General features: G+C 42.8%; 24 protein-coding genes. 2 read left to right on the top strand and 22 right to left on the bottom strand.

Going from position 1 to position 21799, the window contains the following annotated elements; translation table 11 throughout:
- Window positions 1-48: 48 nt before the first annotated feature.
- The 11 genes from tehB to ybeY all read right to left on the bottom strand — a co-directional run bounded on the left by tehB (window position 49) and on the right by ybeY (window position 8680).
- Window positions 49-909 carry an SAM-dependent methyltransferase TehB gene (gene tehB / locus HMPREF9965_RS04125; RefSeq protein WP_000413066.1) on the bottom strand — a complete coding sequence of 287 codons (861 nt, stop codon included), beginning with the start codon at window positions 907-909 and terminating at the stop codon, window positions 49-51.
- A gap of 14 nt (window positions 910-923) precedes the next feature.
- A complete protein-coding gene (gene smpB, locus HMPREF9965_RS04120; protein ID WP_001051742.1) occupies window positions 924-1391 on the bottom strand; it encodes an SsrA-binding protein SmpB in 468 nt (155 codons plus the stop codon).
- On the bottom strand, window positions 1354-3708 hold the full coding sequence (gene rnr, locus HMPREF9965_RS04115; RefSeq protein ID WP_000653267.1) for a ribonuclease R: 2355 nt from the start codon (window positions 3706-3708) through the stop codon (window positions 1354-1356). The genes smpB and rnr overlap by 38 nt, the downstream gene beginning before the upstream one ends.
- A gap of 96 nt (window positions 3709-3804) precedes the next feature.
- Window positions 3805-4038 carry a preprotein translocase subunit SecG gene (gene secG / locus HMPREF9965_RS04110; protein ID WP_000282517.1) on the bottom strand — a complete coding sequence of 78 codons (234 nt, stop codon included), beginning with the start codon at window positions 4036-4038 and terminating at the stop codon, window positions 3805-3807.
- A 39-nt stretch (window positions 4039-4077) separates the two neighbouring features.
- A complete protein-coding gene (gene rpmG / locus HMPREF9965_RS04105; protein ID WP_042898781.1) occupies window positions 4078-4227 on the bottom strand; it encodes a 50S ribosomal protein L33 in 150 nt (49 codons plus the stop codon).
- Window positions 4218-5426, bottom strand: coding sequence for a multidrug efflux MFS transporter (locus HMPREF9965_RS04100; protein ID WP_001156294.1), 1209 nt, complete (start codon window positions 5424-5426; stop codon window positions 4218-4220). The genes rpmG and HMPREF9965_RS04100 overlap by 10 nt, the downstream gene beginning before the upstream one ends.
- A complete protein-coding gene (coaE, locus tag HMPREF9965_RS04095) occupies window positions 5413-6018 on the bottom strand; it encodes a dephospho-CoA kinase (RefSeq protein WP_000516176.1) in 606 nt (201 codons plus the stop codon). The genes HMPREF9965_RS04100 and coaE overlap by 14 nt, the downstream gene beginning before the upstream one ends.
- Window positions 6018-6842 carry a DNA-formamidopyrimidine glycosylase gene (gene mutM / locus HMPREF9965_RS04090; protein ID WP_001114608.1) on the bottom strand — a complete coding sequence of 275 codons (825 nt, stop codon included), beginning with the start codon at window positions 6840-6842 and terminating at the stop codon, window positions 6018-6020. The genes coaE and mutM overlap by 1 nt, the downstream gene beginning before the upstream one ends.
- 48 nt (window positions 6843-6890) lie before the next feature.
- A complete protein-coding gene (gene era / locus HMPREF9965_RS04085) occupies window positions 6891-7790 on the bottom strand; it encodes a GTPase Era (protein ID WP_000143273.1) in 900 nt (299 codons plus the stop codon).
- A 16-nt stretch (window positions 7791-7806) separates the two neighbouring features.
- Window positions 7807-8202: a diacylglycerol kinase family protein gene (locus tag HMPREF9965_RS04080; protein WP_000378174.1), complete on the bottom strand. Its 396-nt coding sequence runs from the start codon at window positions 8200-8202 to the stop codon at window positions 7807-7809.
- Window positions 8183-8680, bottom strand: a complete 498-nt coding sequence (gene ybeY, locus HMPREF9965_RS04075) for an rRNA maturation RNase YbeY (protein WP_000275175.1) — start codon at window positions 8678-8680, stop codon at window positions 8183-8185. Before ybeY ends, HMPREF9965_RS04080 begins: the two co-directional genes overlap by 20 nt.
- A 104-nt stretch (window positions 8681-8784) precedes the next feature.
- Here ybeY and pavA point away from each other — a divergent pair, with 104 nt between their 5' ends.
- On the top strand, window positions 8785-10440 hold the full coding sequence (gene pavA / locus HMPREF9965_RS04070; protein ID WP_000006750.1) for an Rqc2 family fibronectin-binding protein PavA: 1656 nt from the start codon (window positions 8785-8787) through the stop codon (window positions 10438-10440).
- Window positions 10441-10472: 32 nt separating this feature from the next.
- Here pavA and deoD read toward each other — a convergent pair whose 3' ends face one another.
- The 10 genes from deoD to HMPREF9965_RS04020 form a co-directional block, all read right to left on the bottom strand.
- Entirely contained in the window at window positions 10473-11183 is a 711-nt protein-coding gene (gene deoD / locus HMPREF9965_RS04065; protein WP_000022093.1) for a purine-nucleoside phosphorylase, read from the bottom strand.
- Window positions 11184-11596: 413 nt separating this feature from the next.
- A complete protein-coding gene (locus tag HMPREF9965_RS04060) occupies window positions 11597-12307 on the bottom strand; it encodes a GMP synthase (RefSeq protein WP_000862855.1) in 711 nt (236 codons plus the stop codon).
- Entirely contained in the window at window positions 12304-13539 is a 1236-nt protein-coding gene (locus HMPREF9965_RS04055) for a chloride channel protein (protein WP_025170813.1), read from the bottom strand. Before HMPREF9965_RS04055 ends, HMPREF9965_RS04060 begins: the two co-directional genes overlap by 4 nt.
- A 4-nt stretch (window positions 13540-13543) precedes the next feature.
- A complete protein-coding gene (locus HMPREF9965_RS04050; protein ID WP_000143378.1) occupies window positions 13544-14353 on the bottom strand; it encodes a purine-nucleoside phosphorylase in 810 nt (269 codons plus the stop codon).
- Complete coding sequence (locus HMPREF9965_RS04045; RefSeq protein ID WP_004243127.1) at window positions 14350-14910, bottom strand: DUF1697 domain-containing protein; 561 nt, start codon at window positions 14908-14910, stop codon at window positions 14350-14352. The genes HMPREF9965_RS04050 and HMPREF9965_RS04045 overlap by 4 nt, the downstream gene beginning before the upstream one ends.
- Before the next feature lies 1 nt (window position 14911).
- Entirely contained in the window at window positions 14912-16123 is a 1212-nt protein-coding gene (locus HMPREF9965_RS04040; RefSeq protein ID WP_000033119.1) for a phosphopentomutase, read from the bottom strand.
- Between the two features lie 23 nt (window positions 16124-16146).
- On the bottom strand, window positions 16147-16830 hold the full coding sequence (gene rpiA, locus HMPREF9965_RS04035; protein WP_000429277.1) for a ribose-5-phosphate isomerase RpiA: 684 nt from the start codon (window positions 16828-16830) through the stop codon (window positions 16147-16149).
- Between the two features lie 105 nt (window positions 16831-16935).
- Complete coding sequence (locus HMPREF9965_RS04030) at window positions 16936-17865, bottom strand: peptidase U32 family protein (RefSeq protein WP_000411173.1); 930 nt, start codon at window positions 17863-17865, stop codon at window positions 16936-16938.
- A 126-nt stretch (window positions 17866-17991) separates the two neighbouring features.
- Window positions 17992-18672 (bottom strand): ABC transporter ATP-binding protein, encoded by a 681-nt coding sequence (locus HMPREF9965_RS04025; protein ID WP_000125743.1) that lies wholly within the window; start codon window positions 18670-18672, stop codon window positions 17992-17994.
- Between the two features lie 13 nt (window positions 18673-18685).
- On the bottom strand, window positions 18686-19741 hold the full coding sequence (locus HMPREF9965_RS04020) for an ABC transporter permease (protein WP_000280284.1): 1056 nt from the start codon (window positions 19739-19741) through the stop codon (window positions 18686-18688).
- Window positions 19742-20125: 384 nt separating this feature from the next.
- Here HMPREF9965_RS04020 and HMPREF9965_RS04015 point away from each other — a divergent pair, with 384 nt between their 5' ends.
- Complete coding sequence (locus HMPREF9965_RS04015) at window positions 20126-20410, top strand: DUF3270 domain-containing protein (RefSeq protein ID WP_001111507.1); 285 nt, start codon at window positions 20126-20128, stop codon at window positions 20408-20410.
- Between the two features lie 63 nt (window positions 20411-20473).
- Here the strand turns inward: HMPREF9965_RS04015 and HMPREF9965_RS04010 are convergent, their stop codons facing one another.
- A complete protein-coding gene (locus tag HMPREF9965_RS04010; RefSeq protein ID WP_050542305.1) occupies window positions 20474-21760 on the bottom strand; it encodes a sensor histidine kinase in 1287 nt (428 codons plus the stop codon).
- Window positions 21761-21799: the final 39 nt, after the last annotated feature.

The following is a 21799-nucleotide window of genomic DNA, read 5'->3' as shown; positions in this document are numbered from 1 at the left end:
GAATAGAAACCTTGCAAAGTGGTTACTATTCGCTTGTAGATGTTTGATTTACTTGACTTTTTTGGCTAACATGGTCGCAAAGCGTAGTTGAATGCGATTGCCATTTTCATCGTGACGGTGCAGATGTCCTGGATTTTCATTGTACTTGACCAATTCCCAATCCTTGTAGTAGTCGGCTAGCTCCCCTTCTTTAAAGGTAAATGGGAAGTTCACTGAGCAAGGATAATCCTCCGTATCCATCGCACAGACGATAAGATTGTAACCACCGACCGTGGTGTGCTCCTGCATATTCTGGATAATAGCTGGAATGCGGTCCGCTTGTAGGAACATCAGAACAACTGTTGAAACGATGAAATCATAGTCTTGGCTAATGCTGGCTGAATTGATATCATATAGTCCTACAGGCATGTCGAGATCCTCTTGCTCTACGATGCTTTGCAAGATTTCAAGGGACAATTCATTTTGATCCACAGCTGTCACATCAAAACCATTCTGTGCGAGAAAGAGAGAATTACGCCCCTGACCACAACCCAAATCCAAGGCTCTTCCTAGTTTCACCGTTTGCATGGCTTCTAGGACCTCTGAATGGACTGGATTGGTCTGGTATTTCTTAGGGAAATAATCCTCAGGTTTACAATAAAATTCCAAGTACCATTCTACATCGTCTGTTGCAGCCTCTACTCGGTGCCAGGCTTGCGGTTGTGCCATAGGATTGTCAGCTCCTACCTCAAAGAGGTGCTCAGCTAGAACCTCACCATCTTCAGTCAATTCAATAAACTTGAGTGCCCCCTTCAAGACAGTAATTTTTCCCCAAGTGCCGACTTTAGTATTGTGCTTTTGCTGGACAGCTTCTGGCATGGTCTGTTTATTCCACAAGGGCATTCGTTTATAGGCAATTAGTTTTTCCATTTTACTTCCTCTTCTTAACGCTGGTTGACAGCTTTCATGACACGTGCGATGTCACGGTTTTGTTCACGACGCTTGATTGACTCCCGTTTATCATAGTCATGTTTCCCCTTAGCAAGTCCCAAAAGGAGTTTAGCATAACCATCTTTAATATAGACTTTAAGGGGAACAAGGGTCATTCCTGTCCCTTTGGTCTCTTGTTCCAACTTTTGGATTTGTTTCTTATGGAGTAAGAGTTTGCGACGGCGTTCCGGTTCCTGGTTCCAGATATTGCCCTCTTCGTAAGGCGCGATATGAACATTGCTCAGCCAGACTTCCCCATTTTTTACCTGAGCAAAACCGTCCTTGAGATTGATTCGAGCCGCTCGTACACTCTTGATTTCCGTTCCTGTCAGCACCATTCCTGCCTCTAGCGTGTCTACGATTGTATAGTCGTGGTGCGCCTTTTTATTTTGTGCGACGACCTTTCCCTCGCCCTTTGCCATGCTTGGCTCCTTTCTTAGCTACTTCCTTGTAAAAAGGTTTCTTGCTCTTTTTCTTTTTGTCTTTTGATAAGGACTTGCGTTTGTCGCTAGGACGTCCTTGTCTTCTCTTGTCCTCTTTTTTGTCTGAACGACGGTTGGAAGATTTCCCTCTTTCTTTACGATCCGTTTGTTTCAAGCCCTTCTCGATGACATCAAATTCACTTGGGATATAAGAGAAGTCAATCTCACCTGTCATCTTATCCGCTCTTTCAACTCGAATGCGAATCTGCTGTCCTACACGGAAGGTTGTGCCTGATTTCTCCCCACGGAGAGTCAAATCACGTTCATTAAAATGATAAAATTCAGGTAGATTAGTGATATGAATCAAGCCTTCAACCGTATTTGGCAATTCGACAAAGAGACCGAACTTGACAATGCTGGATACAACTGCGTCGTACTCTTCACCAACGTATTCTTCCATGTACTCAGCCTTTTTCATGGCTTCGACTTCACGCTCCGCCTCGATGGCACGACGCTCACGGTTGGAAGACTGAGTCGCAATCTCTGGAATCACTTGTTCAAAATGCTCGGCTATTTCCATAGAACGCCCATAGTCGCGAATCATACGGTGAACAAGGAGGTCAGGATAACGGCGAATCGGACTGGTAAAGTGAGTGTAATATTTTGCAGCAAGACCATAGTGACCGTGATTGTGCTCCGAATAGCGAGCCTGTTGCATGGAGCGAAGAAGCATCATGGACAATACATCCGCATAAGGTTCTCCCTCAACAGCACGCATGATGTCTTGGAGGGCCTCCTGGCTAATCTCACTGGCAGTTCCATAAATTCGCAAACCAAAGCTCGAAGCATAATCAATAAACTTCTGAACTTTTTCAGCCTTGGGCTCCTCGTGAATCCGATAGATAAAAGGTAGGTCCAGTTTGCTGAAGTGCTCGGCAACCGTTTCGTTGGCAATCAACATGAAAGACTCGATCATACGCTCAGCAACACCACGCTGACGAAGAACGATATCCACTGGCTTACCTTTTTTATCCACTAGAATCTTTGCTTCGCTGGTATCAAAATTAAGGGCACCACGTTTCTCACGCATGCTTTCTAGCCTTTCATGAAGCTTGACCATGAGTTCGATACTTGGAACAATTTTCTTATACTCTCGTCTCTTTTCCTCATCGCCAGCCAAGATGCCATTGACAGCGCTATAAGTCATACGAAAACTAGTCTTGATGACTGTTTGGGTAATGGTGTAATTAACCACACGACCATGTTTATCAATTTCCATAATGGCAGACTGGGTCAAGCGATCGACTTGAGGATTGAGCGAGCAGATGCCATTTGACAAACGCTCTGGAAGCATTGGCACCACACGGTCTGTCACGTAGACAGAAGTCGCGCGGTTAAGGGCCTCCTTGTCGAGGGCTGAACCCTCGGTCACATAGTAGGAAACATCCGCGATGTGAACTCCGAGTTCGATATTGCCATTTTTCAAAGCCTTGATGTGAACTGCATCGTCCAAATCCTTGGCATCCGCACCATCAATGGTAAAAGTGATTTCATCTCTCAGGTCCAGACGACCTTCCATATCCTTTTGAGACGGAGCATCTGGCACACTTCCCGCCTCTTTTAGGACAGCTTCTGGAAATTCCGAAACAATATCCATGGACTCCAAAACTTCAAGGACATCAATCCCAGCATCAGTAGAGTGTCCCACCACGTCCAGCACACTAGCGACAAAGAAATCATGTTTCTTACTTGGGTATTTGTCGATAAAGACCTTGAGAACCTCTGTACCTTCCAACTTGATAGCTGGTTTCTTCACATAGATTGGTTGGCTGATTTTCTGATTCTTTGAACGGATGTAGCCCGCATACTTAGGCTTTTCCTGATCCAGAACGATTTGGCCTACAACTGTCGTCAGGCTATGTTCTAGAATATCAATAATCTTGGCTTCTGCTGCTGTTCCCTTGTTACGGTCAGCGACTTTCTTAATTACGACTTCAACGGTATCACCATCAATAGCGTAGTTGACATCGTTTTTTCCTACAAAAAGATCGTTCTCTTCCCCTTCTAGACTGACAAAGCCAAAGCCATTTTTATGGGCATGAAAAATCCCTTTGAGTGTAATTTCGTGTTTCTTCTTTTGGTTTAAGGTGAGGCTACCATCATCTTCAAAACGAATCTGGTGCTTTCTTTCCATCAGAGACAGGGTTTTAATCAACTCACGGAAATCCTTAGACCCATCCTTTCCGAGAGCCTGAGCTAGATCATTTACCGTCACTCGCCCCTTCTCTTCTAAATATTCTTTAATTTTATCTTTCATGTTTTCTTTCTAGATTTTTATAATTCTTTTTGAGTGATAACTTTAGTAAACATCATTCAAAATAAAAATAGGCTAAGACCTAGTCTCGCCCATTTCTTATCTACTTGATAATACCGTCAATGCTAAGGCAATGGCTAGCCAGAAAAAGACTAAAATACCTGTCAAACGTTGCATCACGGCTTCAAAACCACGCGCCTTACTACGTTCAAACAAATCACCTGAGCTGGCATCAAATACATTGCTGGATTGGTTTTTAGTTGGTTGCATGAAAATCGCAATCACAATCACAACAGATAATACTAATAAAATGGTTAATAATAGGTTGTACATATCAAACTCCTTAAAATCCCTATTATTTTACCATAAATTCTACTTAGATTCAAGATGTAGGGTTACTTTTCTTTCCTTGGGACAATACTTTAAAACTTCAATCTTTTCTGGATGGGTTTTGGAGTTCTTGCTGGTTAGATAATTCATGCTACCACAAGAGGAGCATTTGAGATTAATTTTTACTCGCACGAGATTTCCTTTACTTTTAATAATGATCTAAATTGAACTAAGTTACATAAACAACTGAGAGCTACACAGGCTGCTGTCGCATAAAAAACAGAGTGGTAGCCGAATTGCCCTGCTACTGCTGAACCAGTCATGGGACCAACAACACCCCCAAGGTAGAAAAAGACTTGGTTAAAGGCAAAAATCCTTGAAATGCCTACTTTGGGAGTCATCTTACTAAGTAATGCATTAACACCTGGTATCAGAGCACCCGTTCCCAAACCAAAGAGAAAACGATACAAGCCAAGTTGAATGGGGCTAGTTGCATGGGCACAAAGAAGGTAAATGATGACTGAATAAATCTGGGCTGCAACTAAAAGTCTATGATTTCCCACCTTATCTCCTAGTTTTCCCATCACTCCAGCACTCATCATACTAGAAAATCCCATACTAGATACAATCAAGCCTGAGACAAAGAGGAGATTTTCGGATTGCCCTAAGTCCCGCACATAGAGAGCCAGGATAGGACCAATTGATTGAGCTGAAAATTGAATGACAAAGCTGGTTAAAAACAAATTAATCAAAAGATGAGAGTGCTTGATTGAAGCGAACAATTCCTTTGTTGGTATTGCTTTCTCCTTAGCTATTGGCTGAAAATCCTCCTTGATAAAGAAAATGGTTAAGAGTGCGGCTAAAAACAAGAAGCCACCTACCAACAGAAAAACATTTCGAATACCAAAAATTTCAGCAACCAAGCCCCCAACAAAGGGGCCGGTTAGGGTTCCAGCTACTACTCCAGTTGATAAAGTCCCCAAAGCATAGCCAGACTTATCCTTGGGGACTTGACTGGCTATTAAAGCTGTCGCATTCGGTACGAAACCTGTAAATACGCCATTTAGTAATCTAAGAAAGATTAACCAATAGATATTCGGCACGAAGGCCAAACCTCCCATAGTGATGGTCATGGCAAGGCCAGCTCGAATCATCATGGGTTTACGACCGTACTTATCAGCAAGAATACCCCAGATAGGAGAAATCAAAGCTGCTGAAACAGCCGAAACTGAGATGGCTAATCCAGCATAGAAAGCAACTTGGTCACTCTCGATTCCCAACTGCTCTACAAAGATAGGCATAAAAGGGACGACCAAGGAAATACTGGCTCCCGTTAGAAAACTACCGAACCAGGCGACACGAAGATTATCTTTCCAACTAATCTCTTGCACAGCTATCGCCTCCTTCAAGTAACTTCACTACTTGCCCCACAAGCTGTTCACGACTGCCATTATTATCTAATATATGACTCGCCAATTTTTTCTTTTCTTCTAAAGACCACTGGGCTGCCAGACGGGACTCCGCTACTTCCTTAGAAAGATGATCCCGTTTCATGAAACGTTCTAATTGGATATCATGGTCCACATAGACCAGCCACGTTTCATCAAACCAGTTGGCATAGTTCTGCTCAAAAAGCAGAGGAATATCCATGAAAAAAATCGCTTCCGTCTGAGCCAACTGTTCTCTTAGTGCAGCCAATTCCTCACGAATAATCTCTCCTTGGGTTTGCTTAGACCATTCCCGCTCTTCAGGGTTTGAAAAGATGAGACTAGCTAGGAGAGGGCGATTGAGTTCTCCATTTTCTAAGATAATTTCCTGTCCAAAATGCTGAACTAAGACCTGATATAGACGCCCACCAGGTCTTTGTAGCTGGTGGACAAGTCGGTCAGCATCTACCACTTGAAAGCCTTGCTCTCTTAGGAAATTTGTCACAGTTGACTTCCCAGAGGCAATTCCTCCTGTGATTCCAATGATTTTTCCCATCAGTCCCTCCTTTGACACTGAGGACAAAAATGAGTTCCTCGTCCACCGAGCTGGAATTTCTCAATGAGGGTGCCACAGCGTGAACACTCTTGACCAGCCTTATCATAGACCTGATGAAAATCCTGCATGGTTCCATCTTCACCAAAGGCATTGGTATAGGTTCGAATGGTGGAGCCCCCTTTTTCAACAGCCTGTCCCAAAACAGCAATGGTCTGATCATGAATAGCTGACGCTTCTTCTGCTGTTAAACTCTGAGAAGGTCGGGCCGGATGGACCTGAGCTCGCCAGAGAACCTCATCCACATAGATATTACCGAGGCCAGCTACCAAGGTCTGGTCTAGGAGATGGGATTTGATAGGCTTTTTAGACTTGGATAGAGCAATTTGAAAGACCTGCAAATCAAAGTCCTGCTCACTTGGCTCAGGGCCTAATTTTTTAGAAACAAAGTATGCTTCCAAAAGGTCTGGTGTCAGCAGTTCCATGGTGCCAAACTTGCGCACATCCTCATAAACAAGCGTTCCCCCGTCCTCAAACTGGAAGAAAACATGGGCATGCTTGCGTTCAGGAACCTGGTCTGGATAGTAAAAATACTTGCCCTCCATCCGCAGATGGGAAATCAAGACCTTGTTTGTCAGGTAAAAAAGTAAATATTTTCCACGGCGCCCCATGGACTCAACAATCTGACCAGGCACTTCCTTTTGAAACTCGTCCAAATCCGTTTTAATCATCTTAGGATAAGCAATCTCTATATTAGAAATTTTCTTTCCCAAAATCAATTTTTCTAAGCCACGACGAACCGTTTCAACCTCAGGTAATTCAGGCATAGATCCTCCTTCTGTAAAAACAAGAAGCAGGCATGAGCCCACCTCTACTTAGTATTCTTTTTCATTATAGCCAAAGTCAGCCAAATCTAGCTTTTTATCGCGCCAGTTTTTCTTGACTTTAACCCAAGTTTCTAGGAAAACCTTATCCCCTAGCATAAGTTCGATATCACGACGGGCCATACTACCAATTTTCTTAAGCATAGCGCCACCTTTACCAATGATAATCCCTTTCTGACTATCGCGCTCGACCATAATGGTAGCTCGGATATGAACCTTGTCGGTCTCTTCGTCACGCTTCATAGAGTCAACTACTACTGCGACTGAGTGAGGAATCTCTTCACGTGTCAAATGAAGAACTTTCTCACGAATCATCTCAGAAACCAAGAAACGCTCAGGATGATCTGTGATTTGATCAGCTGGGAAATACTGGAAACCTTCCTCTAGATTTTCACTCAAAATATCGATTAGTCGAGAAACGTTATTTCCCTGAAGGGCTGAGATAGGAACAATTTCCTTAAAGTCCATCTGGTTACGGAAATCATCAATCTGAGCCAGAAGTTGGTCTGGATGGACCTTGTCAATCTTATTCACCACTAGAATCACAGGAACCTTAGCAGCTTTCAGACGCTCGATAATCATATCGTCGCCCTTACCACGTGGCTCATCAGCTGGCACCATGAATAGAACAGTATCCACTTCACGCAGAGTACTGTAGGCAGATTCCACCATAAAATCTCCAAGAGCAGTCTTAGGCTTGTGAATCCCCGGTGTATCGATAAAGACGATTTGTTCCTTATCCGTGGTGTAAATCCCCATGATTTTATTGCGTGTTGTTTGCGCCTTGTCACTCATAATGGCAATCTTTTGCCCCATGACGTGATTCAAAAAGGTTGACTTCCCAACATTGGGACGTCCTAAAATGGCTACAAAGCCTGATTTAAATGTCATAATTTCCTCTTAGTGTTTAAAATAGTATATCCCAAATGCGTGGGAGAAAGATAAGTGCACCTGTCACTGCAGCAAAAAGAGAGACCACCAGCACGGCTCCTGCCGCCATGTCCTTGGCTTTCTTTGCCAACATAGAAAAGTGATAGTGACTGGCTAGATCCACCACATTTTCGATAGCAGAATTAATAATTTCAAACGCTACTACCAAGAAAATGCTCATTAGGAGAAAGAGCCATTCGATTCGTGACACCTGAAAAACAAAACCTGCAAGGATAACTACTAGAGCCGTCACTGCATGTTTTCGCATATTGCGTTCTTCCTTGATAGCAGTCAAAATCCCTGTGATAGCAAATTCTAAACTGGATACCAGGTCACGATTTTTCCATTTTCGTTTATTGTCTTGTGAGTCCATAGGCTGTCAAAATTTCTTCTTGTAAACCGAACATCTCCGCTTCTTCTTCGGGAGTATAGTGATCATAGCCGTTGATATGTAAAAAGCCGTGTACTGCCAAGAAGCCCATCTCACGCTCAAAGCTGTGGCCATATTCCTCAGCCTGCTCATGCGCTTTATCGATAGAGATGAAAAGTTCCCCAATGTAGGCATCAAACTCAGACATCATTTCTGCTAATTCAGGGTTTTCAAGCAGATTTTCCTCGTCAAAAGTAATGTCCAACTCCGGTTTATATTCAAGGCTAATGACATCTGTCGGACGATCCGTATCACGATACTCAAGGTTGAGTTCATGACTACGCTCATTGGTCACAAAAGTGACTGCCATCTCCTTATCTTCTTTGCCTAATTTTTGGGCTGCAAATTCCAAAATTTCTTGGGTTTGTTGCAAGATTTCTTGTGAAACTTGACCAGTTTCATCAACCATTTCAATATACATGTACTTCTCGATTCTCTTTACTTGGCTTTATTATACCATATTTCCATGATTTTATTCTACCTTTTTGATATAATACTATGGAATACAATCACAAGGAGAGAACGATGTCATTTGACGGATTTTTTTTACACCACATGGTTGAGGAATTGCGAAGAGAGTTGGTCAATGGTCGCATTCAGAAAATCAATCAGCCTTTTGAACAAGAGTTGGTCTTGCAAATCCGCAGCAATCGCCAAAGTCATCGCCTGCTCCTTTCTGCTCATCCCGTTTTTGGTCGCATCCAGCTGACCCAAACGACCTTTGAAAATCCAGCTCAACCTTCTACTTTTATCATGGTTTTGAGAAAGTATTTGCAGGGTGCCGTAATTGAGTCGATTGAGCAAGTGGAAAATGACCGCATTGTGGAGATCACAGTTTCTAATAAAAACGAAATTGGAGACCATATCCAGGCTACCCTGATTATCGAGATCATGGGTAAACACAGTAATATTCTACTGGTCGATAAAAGTAGTCATAAAATCCTCGAAGTTATCAAACACGTCGGCTTTTCACAAAATAGCTACCGCACCTTGCTTCCTGGATCGACCTATATCGCTCCACCTAGTACGGATGCTCTCAATCCTTTTACTGTCAAGGATGAAAAGCTCTTTGAAATCCTTCAAACCCAAGAACTAACAGCAAAAAATCTTCAAAGCCTCTTTCAAGGTCTAGGACGCGATACAGCAAACGAATTGGAAAGGCTCTTGGTCAGTGACAAACTATCCACTTTCCGAAACTTTTTCGATCAAGAAACCAAGCCTTACCTAACGGAGACTTCCTTCAGTCCAGTTCCTTTTGCAAATCGTGTAGGAGAGCCTTTTGCCAGTCTATCAGAACTCTTGGACACCTACTACAAAGACAAGGCCGAGCGCGATCGTGTCAAACAGCAAGCCAGTGAACTGATTCGACGTGTTGAAAATGAACTTCAAAAAAATCGACATAAGCTTAAAAAACAAGAAAAAGAGTTACTAGCGACAGACAATGCTGAGGAATTTCGCCAAAAAGGGGAATTGCTAACAACCTTCCTCCACCAAGTGCCTAACGACCAAGACCAGGTTATCCTAGACAACTACTACACTAATCAACCTATCACCATTGCGCTTGATAAGGCCCTGACTCCCAGTCAGAATGCTCAACGCTATTTTAAACGTTACCAGAAACTCAAAGAAGCTGTCAAATACTTGACTGAGTTGATTGAAGAAACCAAGGCAACTATTCTCTATCTGGAAAGTGTCGAGACCGTCCTCAACCAAGCTGGACTGGAGGAAATCGCTGAAATCCGTGAAGAATTGATCCAAACAGGCTTCATTAGAAGACGCCAACGCGAGAAAATTCAGAAACGCAAAAAACCAGAGCAGTATCTAGCAAGCGATGGCAAAACCATCATTTATGTCGGTCGTAACAACTTGCAAAATGAAGAGCTAACCTTTAAAATGGCCCGCAAGGAGGAACTTTGGTTCCATGCCAAGGACATCCCTGGCAGCCACGTCGTCATCTCAGGAAATCTCAATCCTTCTGACGAAGTCAAGACAGACGCAGCCGAACTAGCTGCCTACTTCTCCAAAGGGCGCTTGTCAAATCTAGTTCAGGTGGATATGATTGAAGTTAAAAAACTCAACAAACCAACTGGTGGCAAACCCGGTTTTGTAACCTACACAGGGCAAAAGACCCTCCGCGTCACGCCAGACCCAGAAAAAATCGCATCTATGAAAAAATCCTGATTTCACTTGAAAACAGGATTTTCTTTTACATTTTACTCTGCAATCAAGGTTTCCAAACCAACCTTCATCATATCGGTGAAGGTGTTTTGGCGTTCTTCTGCAGTGGTGTCTTCATCTGGATTGACCAAGCTATCAGAAATGGTCATGATAGCAAGTGCATCAACGTGGTGTTGGGCAGCCAAGTAGTAAAGAGCTGCTGCTTCCATTTCCACAGCCTTGACTCCCCATTTACCAAGTTCGATGTTCTTTTCAAAGTAGTTTGAGTAAAAGACATCTGATGACAAAACGTTCCCAACGTGGGTGGTCATACCAAGATTTTTAGCGATATGGTAGGCCTTGTCTAGCAAATCAAAACTAGCGATTTGTGGAAAATCATACTGTGGCCAGTCGTTGCGAATGATGTTTGAGTTAGTTGCAGCTGCTTGTGCCAAAACCAATTCACGGACATGAACATCTTCATTCAAAGAGCCCGCAGTTCCCACACGGATCAATTTCTTCACACCGTAGTCCACAATTAACTCACGCGCGTAGATCGAAATGGATGGCATCCCCATCCCAGTTCCCATGACAGATACACGGTGGCCCTTGTAAGTACCAGTGTAGCCAAACATGTTACGCACTTCGTTAAAACAAACAGCATCTTCAAGGAAGTTCTCTGCAATAAATTTCGCACGAAGAGGATCCCCAGGAAGAAGAATTTTATCAGCAATTTCACCCTGCTGAGCAGCAATATGGATAGACATAATATAAGATACCAAACCCGTCAAAAAGCGAAGGGAAAATAGGAGTTGGGCGCAGTGAGCGATGCTCGCTAGACCAACTATCTTTTTCCCACTGCTTTTAGGGTGGGTTCAATTCCTTTCTTTCTTAATTTTGATGATAAATAGGAGAATAGCTCGGGTTCAATTCAGAACACCTTGCTCTACCTTTCTTTTTGTATATTTAGGATAGCGACAGAGAACAAAGTAAAAATAGGAAACTGACGAAGCATCGCAGATGCTAGACAGTTTATCTTTTTTACACAGTTCTCCGCCCGTATTCAGTTCAGCAAATACGATTTACCCATCCTTTCTTTCTTGATTTTAAAATTAAATATTTCGCAAAACAGTTAGCCCGAGTTTGACTATAACTCAGATACTCTGCCTTTCTGTAGTTCCTAGTTTACCAATGAATCTAAAAATGCATACAGTTTTGCATTCATTTCAGAATAATCGTTTCCACGTAATTCTTCTGGTGTTTGAACAAAAGGCAACTTTTCACTTTGCTCTCTTAATTTCTCCTCACCATCCGCAGTAATTAAAAGTTCTACTGCATCTGGATCAAATTCCAAATGAGCCTGAAAGGCATAATGTTTCGGACTGAAGCGAATAATCTGACGTGGACAACCTTGACTGGTCGCCAAGACGACAGCTTCATCTGTCAGCCCTGGCATATCACCGTGCCAGTGGCCGGTTTCTATGGTTTCTCCGAACAAGCTGACATGAGGATCTGTTAGACCTTCCATCGTCAATGTCACAGGATAAACGCCGATCTCGCGCTCTGGACTATGTTCATACTTCGCACCATAGGCAACAGACAAGAGCTGAGCACCAAGACAGACACCAACGATATAGATATCTGCGGCAATTGCTTCTTTCATAAAAGCAAGCTCAGCCTTAGGGTCATAGTATGGGAAGTTTTCTCTATCCTCATCAGGTGATTGAGGACCACCCATAACAATCAGAAAATCAATTCCGTCAATTGTTTCAGGAAGAGGTTCTTTTTCATAAACCTTTGTTGATGTAATGTGATGACCTCGTTCCAGAGCCCATTTTAGATATGCACTCGGAACCTCAAATGTTTCATGCAGTACAAAATGTACCTTCATTGTCCTCTCTCCCATCTCTTTCGAATCACATAAGACATTCCTGCCGCTAGTACAAGCGGTATTGTCAAACTCCAATCCTGACCTGTAAATCCAAGGCTTAGGGCAATAGCCGTTAGAGGAGCGTGTAAGGTCGTCCCTAAAAAGACTGTTGCTCCTAGTAGCATTCCTAGAGCTGGATCCAGATGGACGCCAACTACTGTCAACAGCAAGGTCACTAAGTAACCAGACCCAATCCCCAAGGCAAATGATGGTGTCAAGGTTCCCCCATAGGCACCATTGCGTAAGAGGAGATAAACCAGAAGCCCCTTCATTGCAAGAGCCAGTGGAAGATAGGGAACCGGCTGGTGAAATAACAAGACTTGCGCTAGTACCTGACCATTTCCCATAAAGATAGGGAAAAAGGATGCAAGGCTCCCCAACACTAGAAAGGCTAGAGGAAGAGTCCAAAGGATCGTCTCATCCTTGCGCCGTTTGCGATTAGCTTGCTTTGTTAGGAAAGAAAAGACCAGAGCAAGCGGAGTAACCAAGAGAGCAATCAAAATAGCCTGTAGAAAACTGCTGAGCGACCATGAAACTGCAGACAGGTGATAGAGGACATCCTGACCAATAATGGGCTGAGCCACCCAGGTTGCCAGATAAGTACTAGCCAAAACCAGCAAAAAGCTCTGCCAACTATAGGTAAGTCCTAAGGTCTCAAAGACAAACAAACTACTAGCAAAGGGAACCTGATAGACCGCAGCTAGACCAGCTCCTGCTCCACAGGCAACCAACACCTTTCGTTCTTTGAGAGTTAGAGAGAATCCCTTCGACAAGCGACCAGCTAGAAGAGCCCCGACCTCACGTGGTGCTCCTTCTTTTCCGACCGATGCGCCTGCTCCGACAATCGCAACCTGCATCCCTGCATGAAAGAGGTGGGCTAAGAGCGCTGGCTCCCTGTCTCCAGCTAATATAATTTGCTGACGAATAGACAAAATCTTATTGCGCCTTTGTAGGACATACCAGAAGCCAGCTGCCAAGACCCCTGTCACACACAGAACGAGGAATCTACGGAGACCCCCAGCTTCTTGAAATCGCTGGAGCAAATCCGAACTAGTTTGGTCAAAGGCCAGCCATTGCACACTTTCTAGTAAATAATGGCAAGCAATTCCAACCAGACCCGTCCCTATTCCCAATGATAGAGTGGCTAGAAGTAGCCTCAGTCCGTAGGGCAGGCTTTGGAGTCGTGCTTTCATAGGATTAGAGTTCAGCAAGAATCGCTTTCAGCAAACCTTTGAAGTCGCCTTTAACACGTTCAGTCACTTCTACAACCTCTTCGTGGTTGAGTTCTTCTTGGAAGCCTGCTGCATGGTTAGTAATACATGAAATACCGAGAACTTTCAAACCTGAGTGAGCTGCAACAATAACTTCAGGAACAGTGGACATACCAACTGCATCTGCTCCCAATATCTTATAGGCACGAATTTCTGCTGGGGTTTCATAAGTCGGACCTGTTACACCAATATAGACACCTTCGTCAAGCTTGATACCAAGTTTCTTGGCCACTTCATGGGCAGTAGCACGATATTCTGGAGTGTAGGCTTTAGACATATCTGGGAAACGTGGACCAAAGTCATCCAAGTTTTCACCCATCAATGGGTTCTGCCCCGTCATATTGATATGGTCTGAGATAGCCATCAAAGTACCAGGACCAAATCCAATACCTCCAGCTGCATTGGTTACAATGACACCTTCGCATCCGAGAACTTTCATCACACGTACTGGGAAAGTCACGATTTCGAGAGGATTTCCTTCGTAGAAATGGAAACGACCTTGAAGAGCCAAGACCTTGCGCCCTGCAAGGTCACCATATACCAATTTACCAGCGTGACCAACTACTGTCGAACGGCCCCAGTTTGGAATCTCAGCATAGTCTACTACAACTGGATTCTCGATTTCTTCCGCCAATTCTCCAAGACCCGATCCAAGGATTAGACCAAACTCGGGAGCTTGGATTCCCTTGTCTTTCAGGAAGGCAGCTGTTTCTTGGATCTTATCTAAAAATGTCATTGTGTGTCTCCTTTATTATTTTTTAGCATTTGACCGATTTTGTAAAAGGTTTTTGCATTGCGAATGGTGATTTGGCGGTAGAAAGGCATCTTGAGTAAGTATTTGTGATAGGCAGTTGCATAGTAGGATTCTTCAGAGAATTTCCCCCAGAAAATACCAAGTTTTCCAAAATGAACGACTTCATCTTCCAGTTCCAAACCGTTCACTTTCTCGATCACTTGATCCACATCTAAGCCCTCCGTGTAAAAGAGGACATCCTTTCGTGCCAAATCTTTGGTCCACCATTCAGGCAGATTTTCAAGTTCCGCTTCAAAGTCCTCTAGACTCAGTAAAGAAAAGCTCTGAATAAATGGATAATGGACTTCAAAGAAAGCCTCTAACATTTCAACCAATTGGGCTTTGGGAGCTGTCGAAGTAAAGAAAATGTTGCCACTGTTGATGTAGGTTTCAACCTTTTCCAGTCCCAACTCTGTTAGTTCTTGACGAAGTTGCGCCATGACAACCTTATTTTTTCCACCAACATTAATGCCCCTTACCAGTAAAGCGTGTCGCGTCATCTTATACCAATTTATCTAAGAAACTTTCCCCAATCATGGCAGTTTCAACACCAAAGTTATCGGCAACAGTCGCTGAGATATCTGCAAAATGTCCAACTGGAATGACACCATTTCCTTTAAAGGAAGGACTGTAAGCCAAAAGTGGAATATATTCGCGAGTGTGGTCTGTTCCTGCATAGGTTGGGTCATTTCCATGGTCCGCTGTAATCAAGAGAAGGTCATTCTCTCTCATGGCTGCGATAATTTCAGGCAAGCGTTCATCAAACTCATGCAAGCAATCACGGTAACCATGAGCATTGCGGCGGTGGCCGTAAAGGGCATCAAAGTCAACCAAGTTTGTGAAGGAGAATCCTTTTTCAAACTCAGCAAGTCCCATGGTCTTCAATAATGTATCAATTCCGTGGCTGTTTGACTTGTTATGACCCATGTCATGATTGATACCAGCGCCGTTAAAGATATCGTTAATTTTACCAACAGCATAAGTATCGATACCAGCCTCATTCAATTTATCCAAAACAGTTGGGGCAAATGGAGAAACGGCCAAGTCACGACGGTTTGCTGTACGAGTGAAGTTACCAGGTTCACCAACATATGGACGGGCAATGATACGACCTAGAAGGGCAGGACGCTCAAGGGTAATCGAACGAGCGTATTCACAAATACGGTACAATTCATCCAAAGGGATGATGTCTTCATGGGCAGCAATCTGCAAAACAGGATCTGCTGAAGTATAGATAATCAACTCCCCAGTTTCCATCTGACGTGGTCCAAAATCATCGATAACAGCTGTACCTGAGTATGGTTTGTTGGCTTCACGAATGACCTTGCGTCCTGAAAATTCTTCAATCTTTGTCAAGATTTCTTCTGGGAATCCGTTCCAGAAAGTATCGAAAGGCTCGGTAATATTGAGTCCCATGATTTCCCAGTGACCAGTCATGGTATCCTTACCAAGGGAAACTTCTTCCAATTTTGTTGCATAACCTGTTGGATTGCTTTCTGCTGGAACTGTCTTCAACGGTGTTTCACGAGGAATATTTCCTAGACCGATTTTAGCCATGTTTGGCACATTCAAACCAACTGTTTTTGAAATGTGTCCCAGTGTGTCAGAAGCTCCGTCTGGAACTCCTGCATTGACAAAGTTATTGGCATCTGGTGCAGCACCGATTCCCACGGAATCCAGTACCACCAAGTGAATACGATTAAATTTTGACATAATCTGTCTCCTTACTATCTTAGTTATCTTGCTTTTGTTGAAGTTAAAATCTGAACACCATCTCGTCCAGCAACGATGACCTTATCCACCATTTGGTTGAACAAGCCATGCTCTACGACACCAACGACATGGTCCAACTCTTGCCCGAAGGCAATTGGATCTTCAATGACATCCAAGGCTAGGTCAATGATAAAGTTCTGCATATCGGTCACAAAACGTTGGCCGTCTTTTTCACGGAAACTTGGTTTGTAGCCAGCTCGCTCAAACCGACGAAAGACCTGTTCTGATCCATACTGAACCACTTCTACTGGCAATTTAAAAGCACCTAGTTTCTCTACCAGCTTGCTTTCATCTACCACCCAAATGTATTCTTTTGAGGGCGTTGCGACAACCTTCTCCATCAGAAGCGCACCACCACCGCCTTTGATCCCGTTAAACTGGCTATCTACTTCATCCGCTCCATCGACTGTCACATCGACAAAGTCCACTTGATCAATCGACTTGAGCGGGATATTAAGACCTTTGGCCTGTTTACTGGTCACACTGGAAGTCGTTACAGCAGTAATCTGCAAACCTTCTTCCTTAATCCGACGACCGATCTCTTCTACGAAATAGTAGGCAGTTGACCCAGTCCCCAGTCCGACAACCATACCATCTTTGACAAACTCAGCAGCCTTGATACCTGCCATTTTCTTCAGATTTTCCACTCAAACACCTCCAATATAGAGCTACTTTCATTATAACATGTATCCATTTTTATTTCATGAATACACTTGAAAAACCCGAACATTTTTATTTCGGGTTTTTGTGTCCTATTTAACCATATCTGGATCGTAATCATAGAATCCCGTATCGAGGAAACGGTTTTTAGGGTGTAACTTGCGCACTTCCTCATCTAGCAAGAAGGCTTGATCATGGCTGAATTTGCCCTCTTGAATCAAGCTACGCGCTTGGATAAAGAGTTTAGCAATCTCAACAAAGTTCTGACCTGGAGTGTAGAGCCCTTCTAGTTTCCAATGGGTAAAACCATGTTCTACCAATTCTGTCAATTTGGTCATCAAATCAAGGTCATTGTTAGCAAAGATATGGGTACCATGATTGTCTTCAAAGATGGAATAATGGCTTTCTGGGTCACTCGGTTCTGCTAAGAAGAGGTCACGTTTACGCGTCTTTTCATCATCGATATGTGTAAAGTTGTAGTAGTTTTGCAAGAGCGGACGCTTAGAATGGTGAATGACACTAGCTCCGTAAACCAACACTTCAGCAGGAATTTCCAAAATCTCTGGCATCTTGAAGAGCTCAGCAGATGGAATTTCACGTGCCAAAACAGCTTCAGATGCGCCAGCCTTTTGTCCCCAGAAGTTAATCTGACGACTACTTGTTACCATGGTTGAAGCATCGTAGATAGTCTTGAAGGAATAGCCATCACGGTTGACCACGTAAAAGACACCTGCATCTCCAACAGTGATGTAGTCTGTCTTGATTTCCTCCAAGAAGTCCAGGAAAGGCTTGATACGGTCCATCATATCTTGGTGCATGAGGGCGTTAACTGCAACGATCAATTCCTTACCCGCATCATGAACGAGCTTAGCGATTTCATGCAATTGGTCATAACTAAAGGTCGTTGGCAGACGAAGACCAAAATCTTTCTCACCGACATAGATACGATCTACGCCAGCTTCGAGTAGTTGTTCAACTTGTTCAATACTTTCAGCAGTTGCTGTAATGATAATCTTTTCCATAAGGAAAATTATACCACATTTCTCAAAAATCAGCTATGAATACTAGGAGTTTTATAAAAAGTCAAAGTCTTTTTTAAAGTTTGCAATCAAAAAGTGAACGGTAACCAGTACCGTCCACTTTCTTTTTTATGCATGTGTTTTTTCTACTAGGTGGCCATCATTCATGACATAGATACGGTCAACCTTATCAAGAAGGCGTGTATCATGTGTAATCATGACAACTCCTCTCCCTTGTTCGTGGGCAATGGCAGCCAACATCTCCGTTACTTGGTAAGCACGCTGAGTATCCAGACTGGCTGTCGGCTCATCTGCAAGCACGATGCTTGGATTGTTATAAAGCGCTCTAGCAATGGCCGCACGTTGACGTTCGCCACCTGATAAAGCCTTGGGATAATGATCTTGTACCTTTTCCAAATCCAACAAGTCAAGTAACTCTTTTCGGTCACTTTTACTATTTTTTCCCTTATCCAATCTGTCAATCAAATCCAGCTGTTCCTTGACCGTTAGAAAAGGAATTAAGTTTGAAGCTTGTAGAATAAAACCAAACTCTCTAAAACGGAGGTCTGTTTTCTCCTTCTCCGTCAAACTGCCTGTTTCTTTCCCCTTTACCAAAATCTTTCCACTCGAAGCTTCCTGAAGTTGTCCAAGAGTCGTTAGAAAGGTCGTCTTTCCAGAGCCAGAAGGCCCAACAATAGCCACGAACTCCCCCGCATTCAGCTGAAAATTCGTCTCATGCAGGGCCACGACTTTCATCTTTCCTTCCCCATACGTTTTTGTCACTTGAGTCATTTCAATCAATGCTGTCATACTATTCTCCTTATCACTCTGCAATCGCAGTAATCGGGTCCACCTTTAGCAAGCGTGGAAGTGAAATGACACCACCTAGAAGGGCCATCAAGCAAATTACCAAACTTAGGCCAGAGTAGGCTATCCAACTTGGGTAGAAAAAGAAGGTAGCTGGTAAGACTAAAATCACTCCTCCAATAGCCAGCAAGGCTAAAGCAATCCCCATACCAGCTAGGAGGAAGATTTGACAGAACAGAGACCATACAATGGTTTTGATCTGTATCCCTTGAGCTCGCATTATTCCATAAAGTCCTAATTTTTGTATGGTAATGATATAAACAAAAATACCCACAATCAAGCCTGTGATAACAATCATAGCGAGAATCATTCCTGAAAATACATTAACCTGAGGTGTGTAACCAGGAATTTTCGATATCATTTTTGGGATGGAAATCTGTTTCAGTCCATCCCCGACCACTTCTATGTCATTTTTCAATACCAAGGCAGAGATGGAACGATTGGCTTTCAAGGTTCCTTGTAAGGTCCAATAAGTTGATAGACTCGTAAAGACAACAGGCTCAGTGAAAAATTTATTTCCTTGAGTCAGGCCTACAATCTTGTAACTTGCCTCGCTTCCATTGAGCTGAATGGCATCGCCTAGCTTAATCCCATAGTTCTCAAAAGACTGATCCACGACAACCTCATCATCTCCTTCAGGATAACGACCCTCCATCAAACTAGGTGAGATAAAAGCGTCCCAGTCTTGAGCAAAGATGGAAACATTGACCTTTTCACTACCATCGACTAGATTGGTCACAGCGAACATATAGCCCAATGGAGCAGCCTCTTCTGAATTCTTATCCTTGTAGTCCTTTTCAGGAATAAAAGATGCCGTCAAATTATCATTTGCGTAGTCAGATAAAACCACACCCGTCGCTTGCCAGTTATCAATAGCGGCTCGATTGTTTCGCACAAGACCAAGAGCTAAACTGGTCATAAAAAAGACCATAAAAGCGATAAGAAAAATGGTAGTTAGAATCAAACTATATCGAAGTTTATTTCGTACTATTTCTTTGATAGCAAGATACATGCTTATCTCCTTTAACTTTCCCCAGAGGTAGCAAGAAGGCCACCCAATCCAATAGACAGAATCTCTGTCCTTCCATCCATTCAAAACAACTCCTACCTATTCTTTTAAAATGAATCACGGTAGCAACTCAACAAATTATATTAGGAAAAGCCCTTGCTTGCTATCAATTTATATAAGTTATCCTTTCCTTTCTCAGTATATTTATAATAGAGAAGGTCAGGTCATCTGTTTCAAGTGTAACATCCATGCTATCACTTTCCCTAGTAGGTGTCAAGAAGAGCGACTTAGATAATGATAAGAGACTTTAGTTGTTTTGTAACCATTCTGTAACAATTCTCTGCATAAAAAATGATAAAATAGTTAGGTACTGTTAAGGAGAGAATCATGCCCGCAAGAAAATTAGAAGCTTATGAGTTTGAACAAGCTCCCGAATCGAAACAAACTCCGCTTTATCAAGATTATACATCTGAAGCCCCAGTCGGCCCTAACCTAAAAGAGATTTTATTTTTTGTAAATATTGCTTGTTTTTGTATTTTTATGGTACTTTTTAGTTTTATCTTTTTGGCCTTAAAATTAAATACAGCTTTATCATTTATTGTTGCTATGGGAACAAGCTTCGTACTTTTACAACTTCAACGAAAGATTATTAAACGAAAATTTTCAAAATAAAGGTTGGTACTACTACCAACCTCTTCTCTAGTTATCTGAAAAGACAGTTGTAAAACTGTCTTTTTATTTATTCTTACGTTTGGGAGGAGATTGGATAGCAACTTTAACTTCAAAAATCGTCCCTCTAGGTTTGTTATCTTTTACGCTAATCGTTCCTCGTAAGGCATCAACAATCTGCTTGGCCAAAGAAAGTCCCAAGCCAAAGCCACCTTTCTGACGGGTTCTCGCCTTGTCTACACGGTAAAAACGGTCAAAGATTTTCTTCTTGTCAGCAGCTGAGATTCCAATCCCATTATCCGCTACTGTTAGATAGAGGTGGCGATCTGTAGCATAAACCAAAAACTCAATTTTCCCATCTTCTTCGGTATACTTGATGGCATTATCAAACAAGATGGTCATGAGTTGTTTTAAGAGCAACTGATCGGTCATGAAGGGACGATAAATCCGATTTTCATAGTCAAAAACTCGATCATTTTCAGAAGCAATTAACTCATAGTTTGTAAAGGTGGTTGTAAAGAATTGTGGAGAAACTTCTGCTATTTCTGGCTTAAGTCCATCATCTCGACGTGCTAAATTGAGAAGGTTGGTTGTAAGGAAGCGCATGTTGCGAACTTCTTCGAGGCTAGAAGCAATGCTTTCGCTGGATTCCATGATCGTCGCTTCTGGTTTTCGAAAGAGAGTCTCTAAACGATTTTGTAAAACAGCCAAAGGTGTTCTCAGTTCGTGGCTCGCATTTTCAACAAAGGACTTCTGCTTTTGCATACTTTCCAGCAAGGGTTTGACACTGACACGAGCAAGGTAAACACTAGCAATTAAAGATAGAAGCCAGAAACTAGCCATGACTACAACAATTAAATGCTCGTGGTTTTGGCTGATTTGCTCAAGCTGGCTAGTATTGATTAAAACCGCCGCATATTTGACGTTGCTTGAAACAGTGGACGAATTTGTTTCCATCAAGATCATTCGGTAGGTTTCTTCCTGACCGTAGCTATTGACAACTTGGATTTGCCGAATGTGATTCAATTCTTTCTTGTCCAGTTTGATCTTGTCTAAACCTAAAAAACGATTGCCCAGTAAGAGCTGATTAAAATCCTTGTCAAAGAGCAAGACTTCCGTATTGGAGCTGACATTGGGCTTGATTTCAGCCTTGCTGGCATCCGCAGTTGCGGGTTGAATATCCTTGACTTCTTCAGTTGCCCGATTCAGGGCTAACTGGATAACTGCTTGGGGACTACTACTAAGAGCTTGGAGTTTTTCATCTACAGAAGTATAGAGACTCGAGTGCATGACCTGGAGGATAATCAAGGTCATAGCAGAGAAGATCAGGGTGAACACTCCAAAGTTTCGAATGAAATAGCTGAAATCATCCGCATACCATGTTTTTTTAGT

Source organism: Streptococcus mitis bv. 2 str. SK95, from assembly GCF_000222705.1.
In the GTDB taxonomy this organism is placed as follows: Bacteria; Bacillota; Bacilli; order Lactobacillales; family Streptococcaceae; genus Streptococcus; species Streptococcus mitis_AY.
The sequence above is the reverse complement of the archived record's forward strand: the minus strand, read 5'-3'. Positions and strand labels throughout refer to the sequence as shown.

Bases quoted from the DNA above. Each gene is read 5' to 3' on its own strand.
- tehB (WP_000413066.1), bottom strand. From the start codon at position 909: ATGGAAAAACTAATTGCCTATAAACGAATGCCCTTGTGGAATAAACAG.
- smpB (WP_001051742.1), bottom strand. From the start codon at position 1,391: ATGGCAAAGGGCGAGGGAAAGGTCGTCGCACAAAATAAAAAGGCGCAC.
- rnr (WP_000653267.1), bottom strand. From the start codon at position 3,708: ATGAAAGATAAAATTAAAGAATATTTAGAAGAGAAGGGGCGAGTGACG.
- secG (WP_000282517.1), bottom strand. From the start codon at position 4,038: ATGTACAACCTATTATTAACCATTTTATTAGTATTATCTGTTGTGATT.
- coaE (WP_000516176.1), bottom strand. From the start codon at position 6,018: ATGGGAAAAATCATTGGAATCACAGGAGGAATTGCCTCTGGGAAGTCA.
- mutM (WP_001114608.1), bottom strand. From the start codon at position 6,842: ATGCCTGAATTACCTGAGGTTGAAACGGTTCGTCGTGGCTTAGAAAAA.
- era (WP_000143273.1), bottom strand. From the start codon at position 7,790: ATGACATTTAAATCAGGCTTTGTAGCCATTTTAGGACGTCCCAATGTT.
- HMPREF9965_RS04080 (WP_000378174.1), bottom strand. From the start codon at position 8,202: ATGGACTCACAAGACAATAAACGAAAATGGAAAAATCGTGACCTGGTA.
- ybeY (WP_000275175.1), bottom strand. From the start codon at position 8,680: ATGTATATTGAAATGGTTGATGAAACTGGTCAAGTTTCACAAGAAATC.
- pavA (WP_000006750.1), top strand. From the start codon at position 8,785: ATGTCATTTGACGGATTTTTTTTACACCACATGGTTGAGGAATTGCGA.
- deoD (WP_000022093.1), bottom strand. From the start codon at position 11,183: ATGTCTATCCATATTGCTGCTCAGCAGGGTGAAATTGCTGATAAAATT.
- HMPREF9965_RS04060 (WP_000862855.1), bottom strand. From the start codon at position 12,307: ATGAAGGTACATTTTGTACTGCATGAAACATTTGAGGTTCCGAGTGCA.
- HMPREF9965_RS04055 (WP_025170813.1), bottom strand. From the start codon at position 13,539: ATGAAAGCACGACTCCAAAGCCTGCCCTACGGACTGAGGCTACTTCTA.
- HMPREF9965_RS04050 (WP_000143378.1), bottom strand. From the start codon at position 14,353: ATGACATTTTTAGATAAGATCCAAGAAACAGCTGCCTTCCTGAAAGAC.
- HMPREF9965_RS04045 (WP_004243127.1), bottom strand. From the start codon at position 14,910: ATGACGCGACACGCTTTACTGGTAAGGGGCATTAATGTTGGTGGAAAA.
- HMPREF9965_RS04040 (WP_000033119.1), bottom strand. From the start codon at position 16,123: ATGTCAAAATTTAATCGTATTCACTTGGTGGTACTGGATTCCGTGGGA.
- HMPREF9965_RS04030 (WP_000411173.1), bottom strand. From the start codon at position 17,865: ATGGAAAAGATTATCATTACAGCAACTGCTGAAAGTATTGAACAAGTT.
- HMPREF9965_RS04025 (WP_000125743.1), bottom strand. From the start codon at position 18,672: ATGACAGCATTGATTGAAATGACTCAAGTGACAAAAACGTATGGGGAA.
- HMPREF9965_RS04020 (WP_000280284.1), bottom strand. From the start codon at position 19,741: ATGTATCTTGCTATCAAAGAAATAGTACGAAATAAACTTCGATATAGT.
- HMPREF9965_RS04015 (WP_001111507.1), top strand. From the start codon at position 20,126: ATGCCCGCAAGAAAATTAGAAGCTTATGAGTTTGAACAAGCTCCCGAA.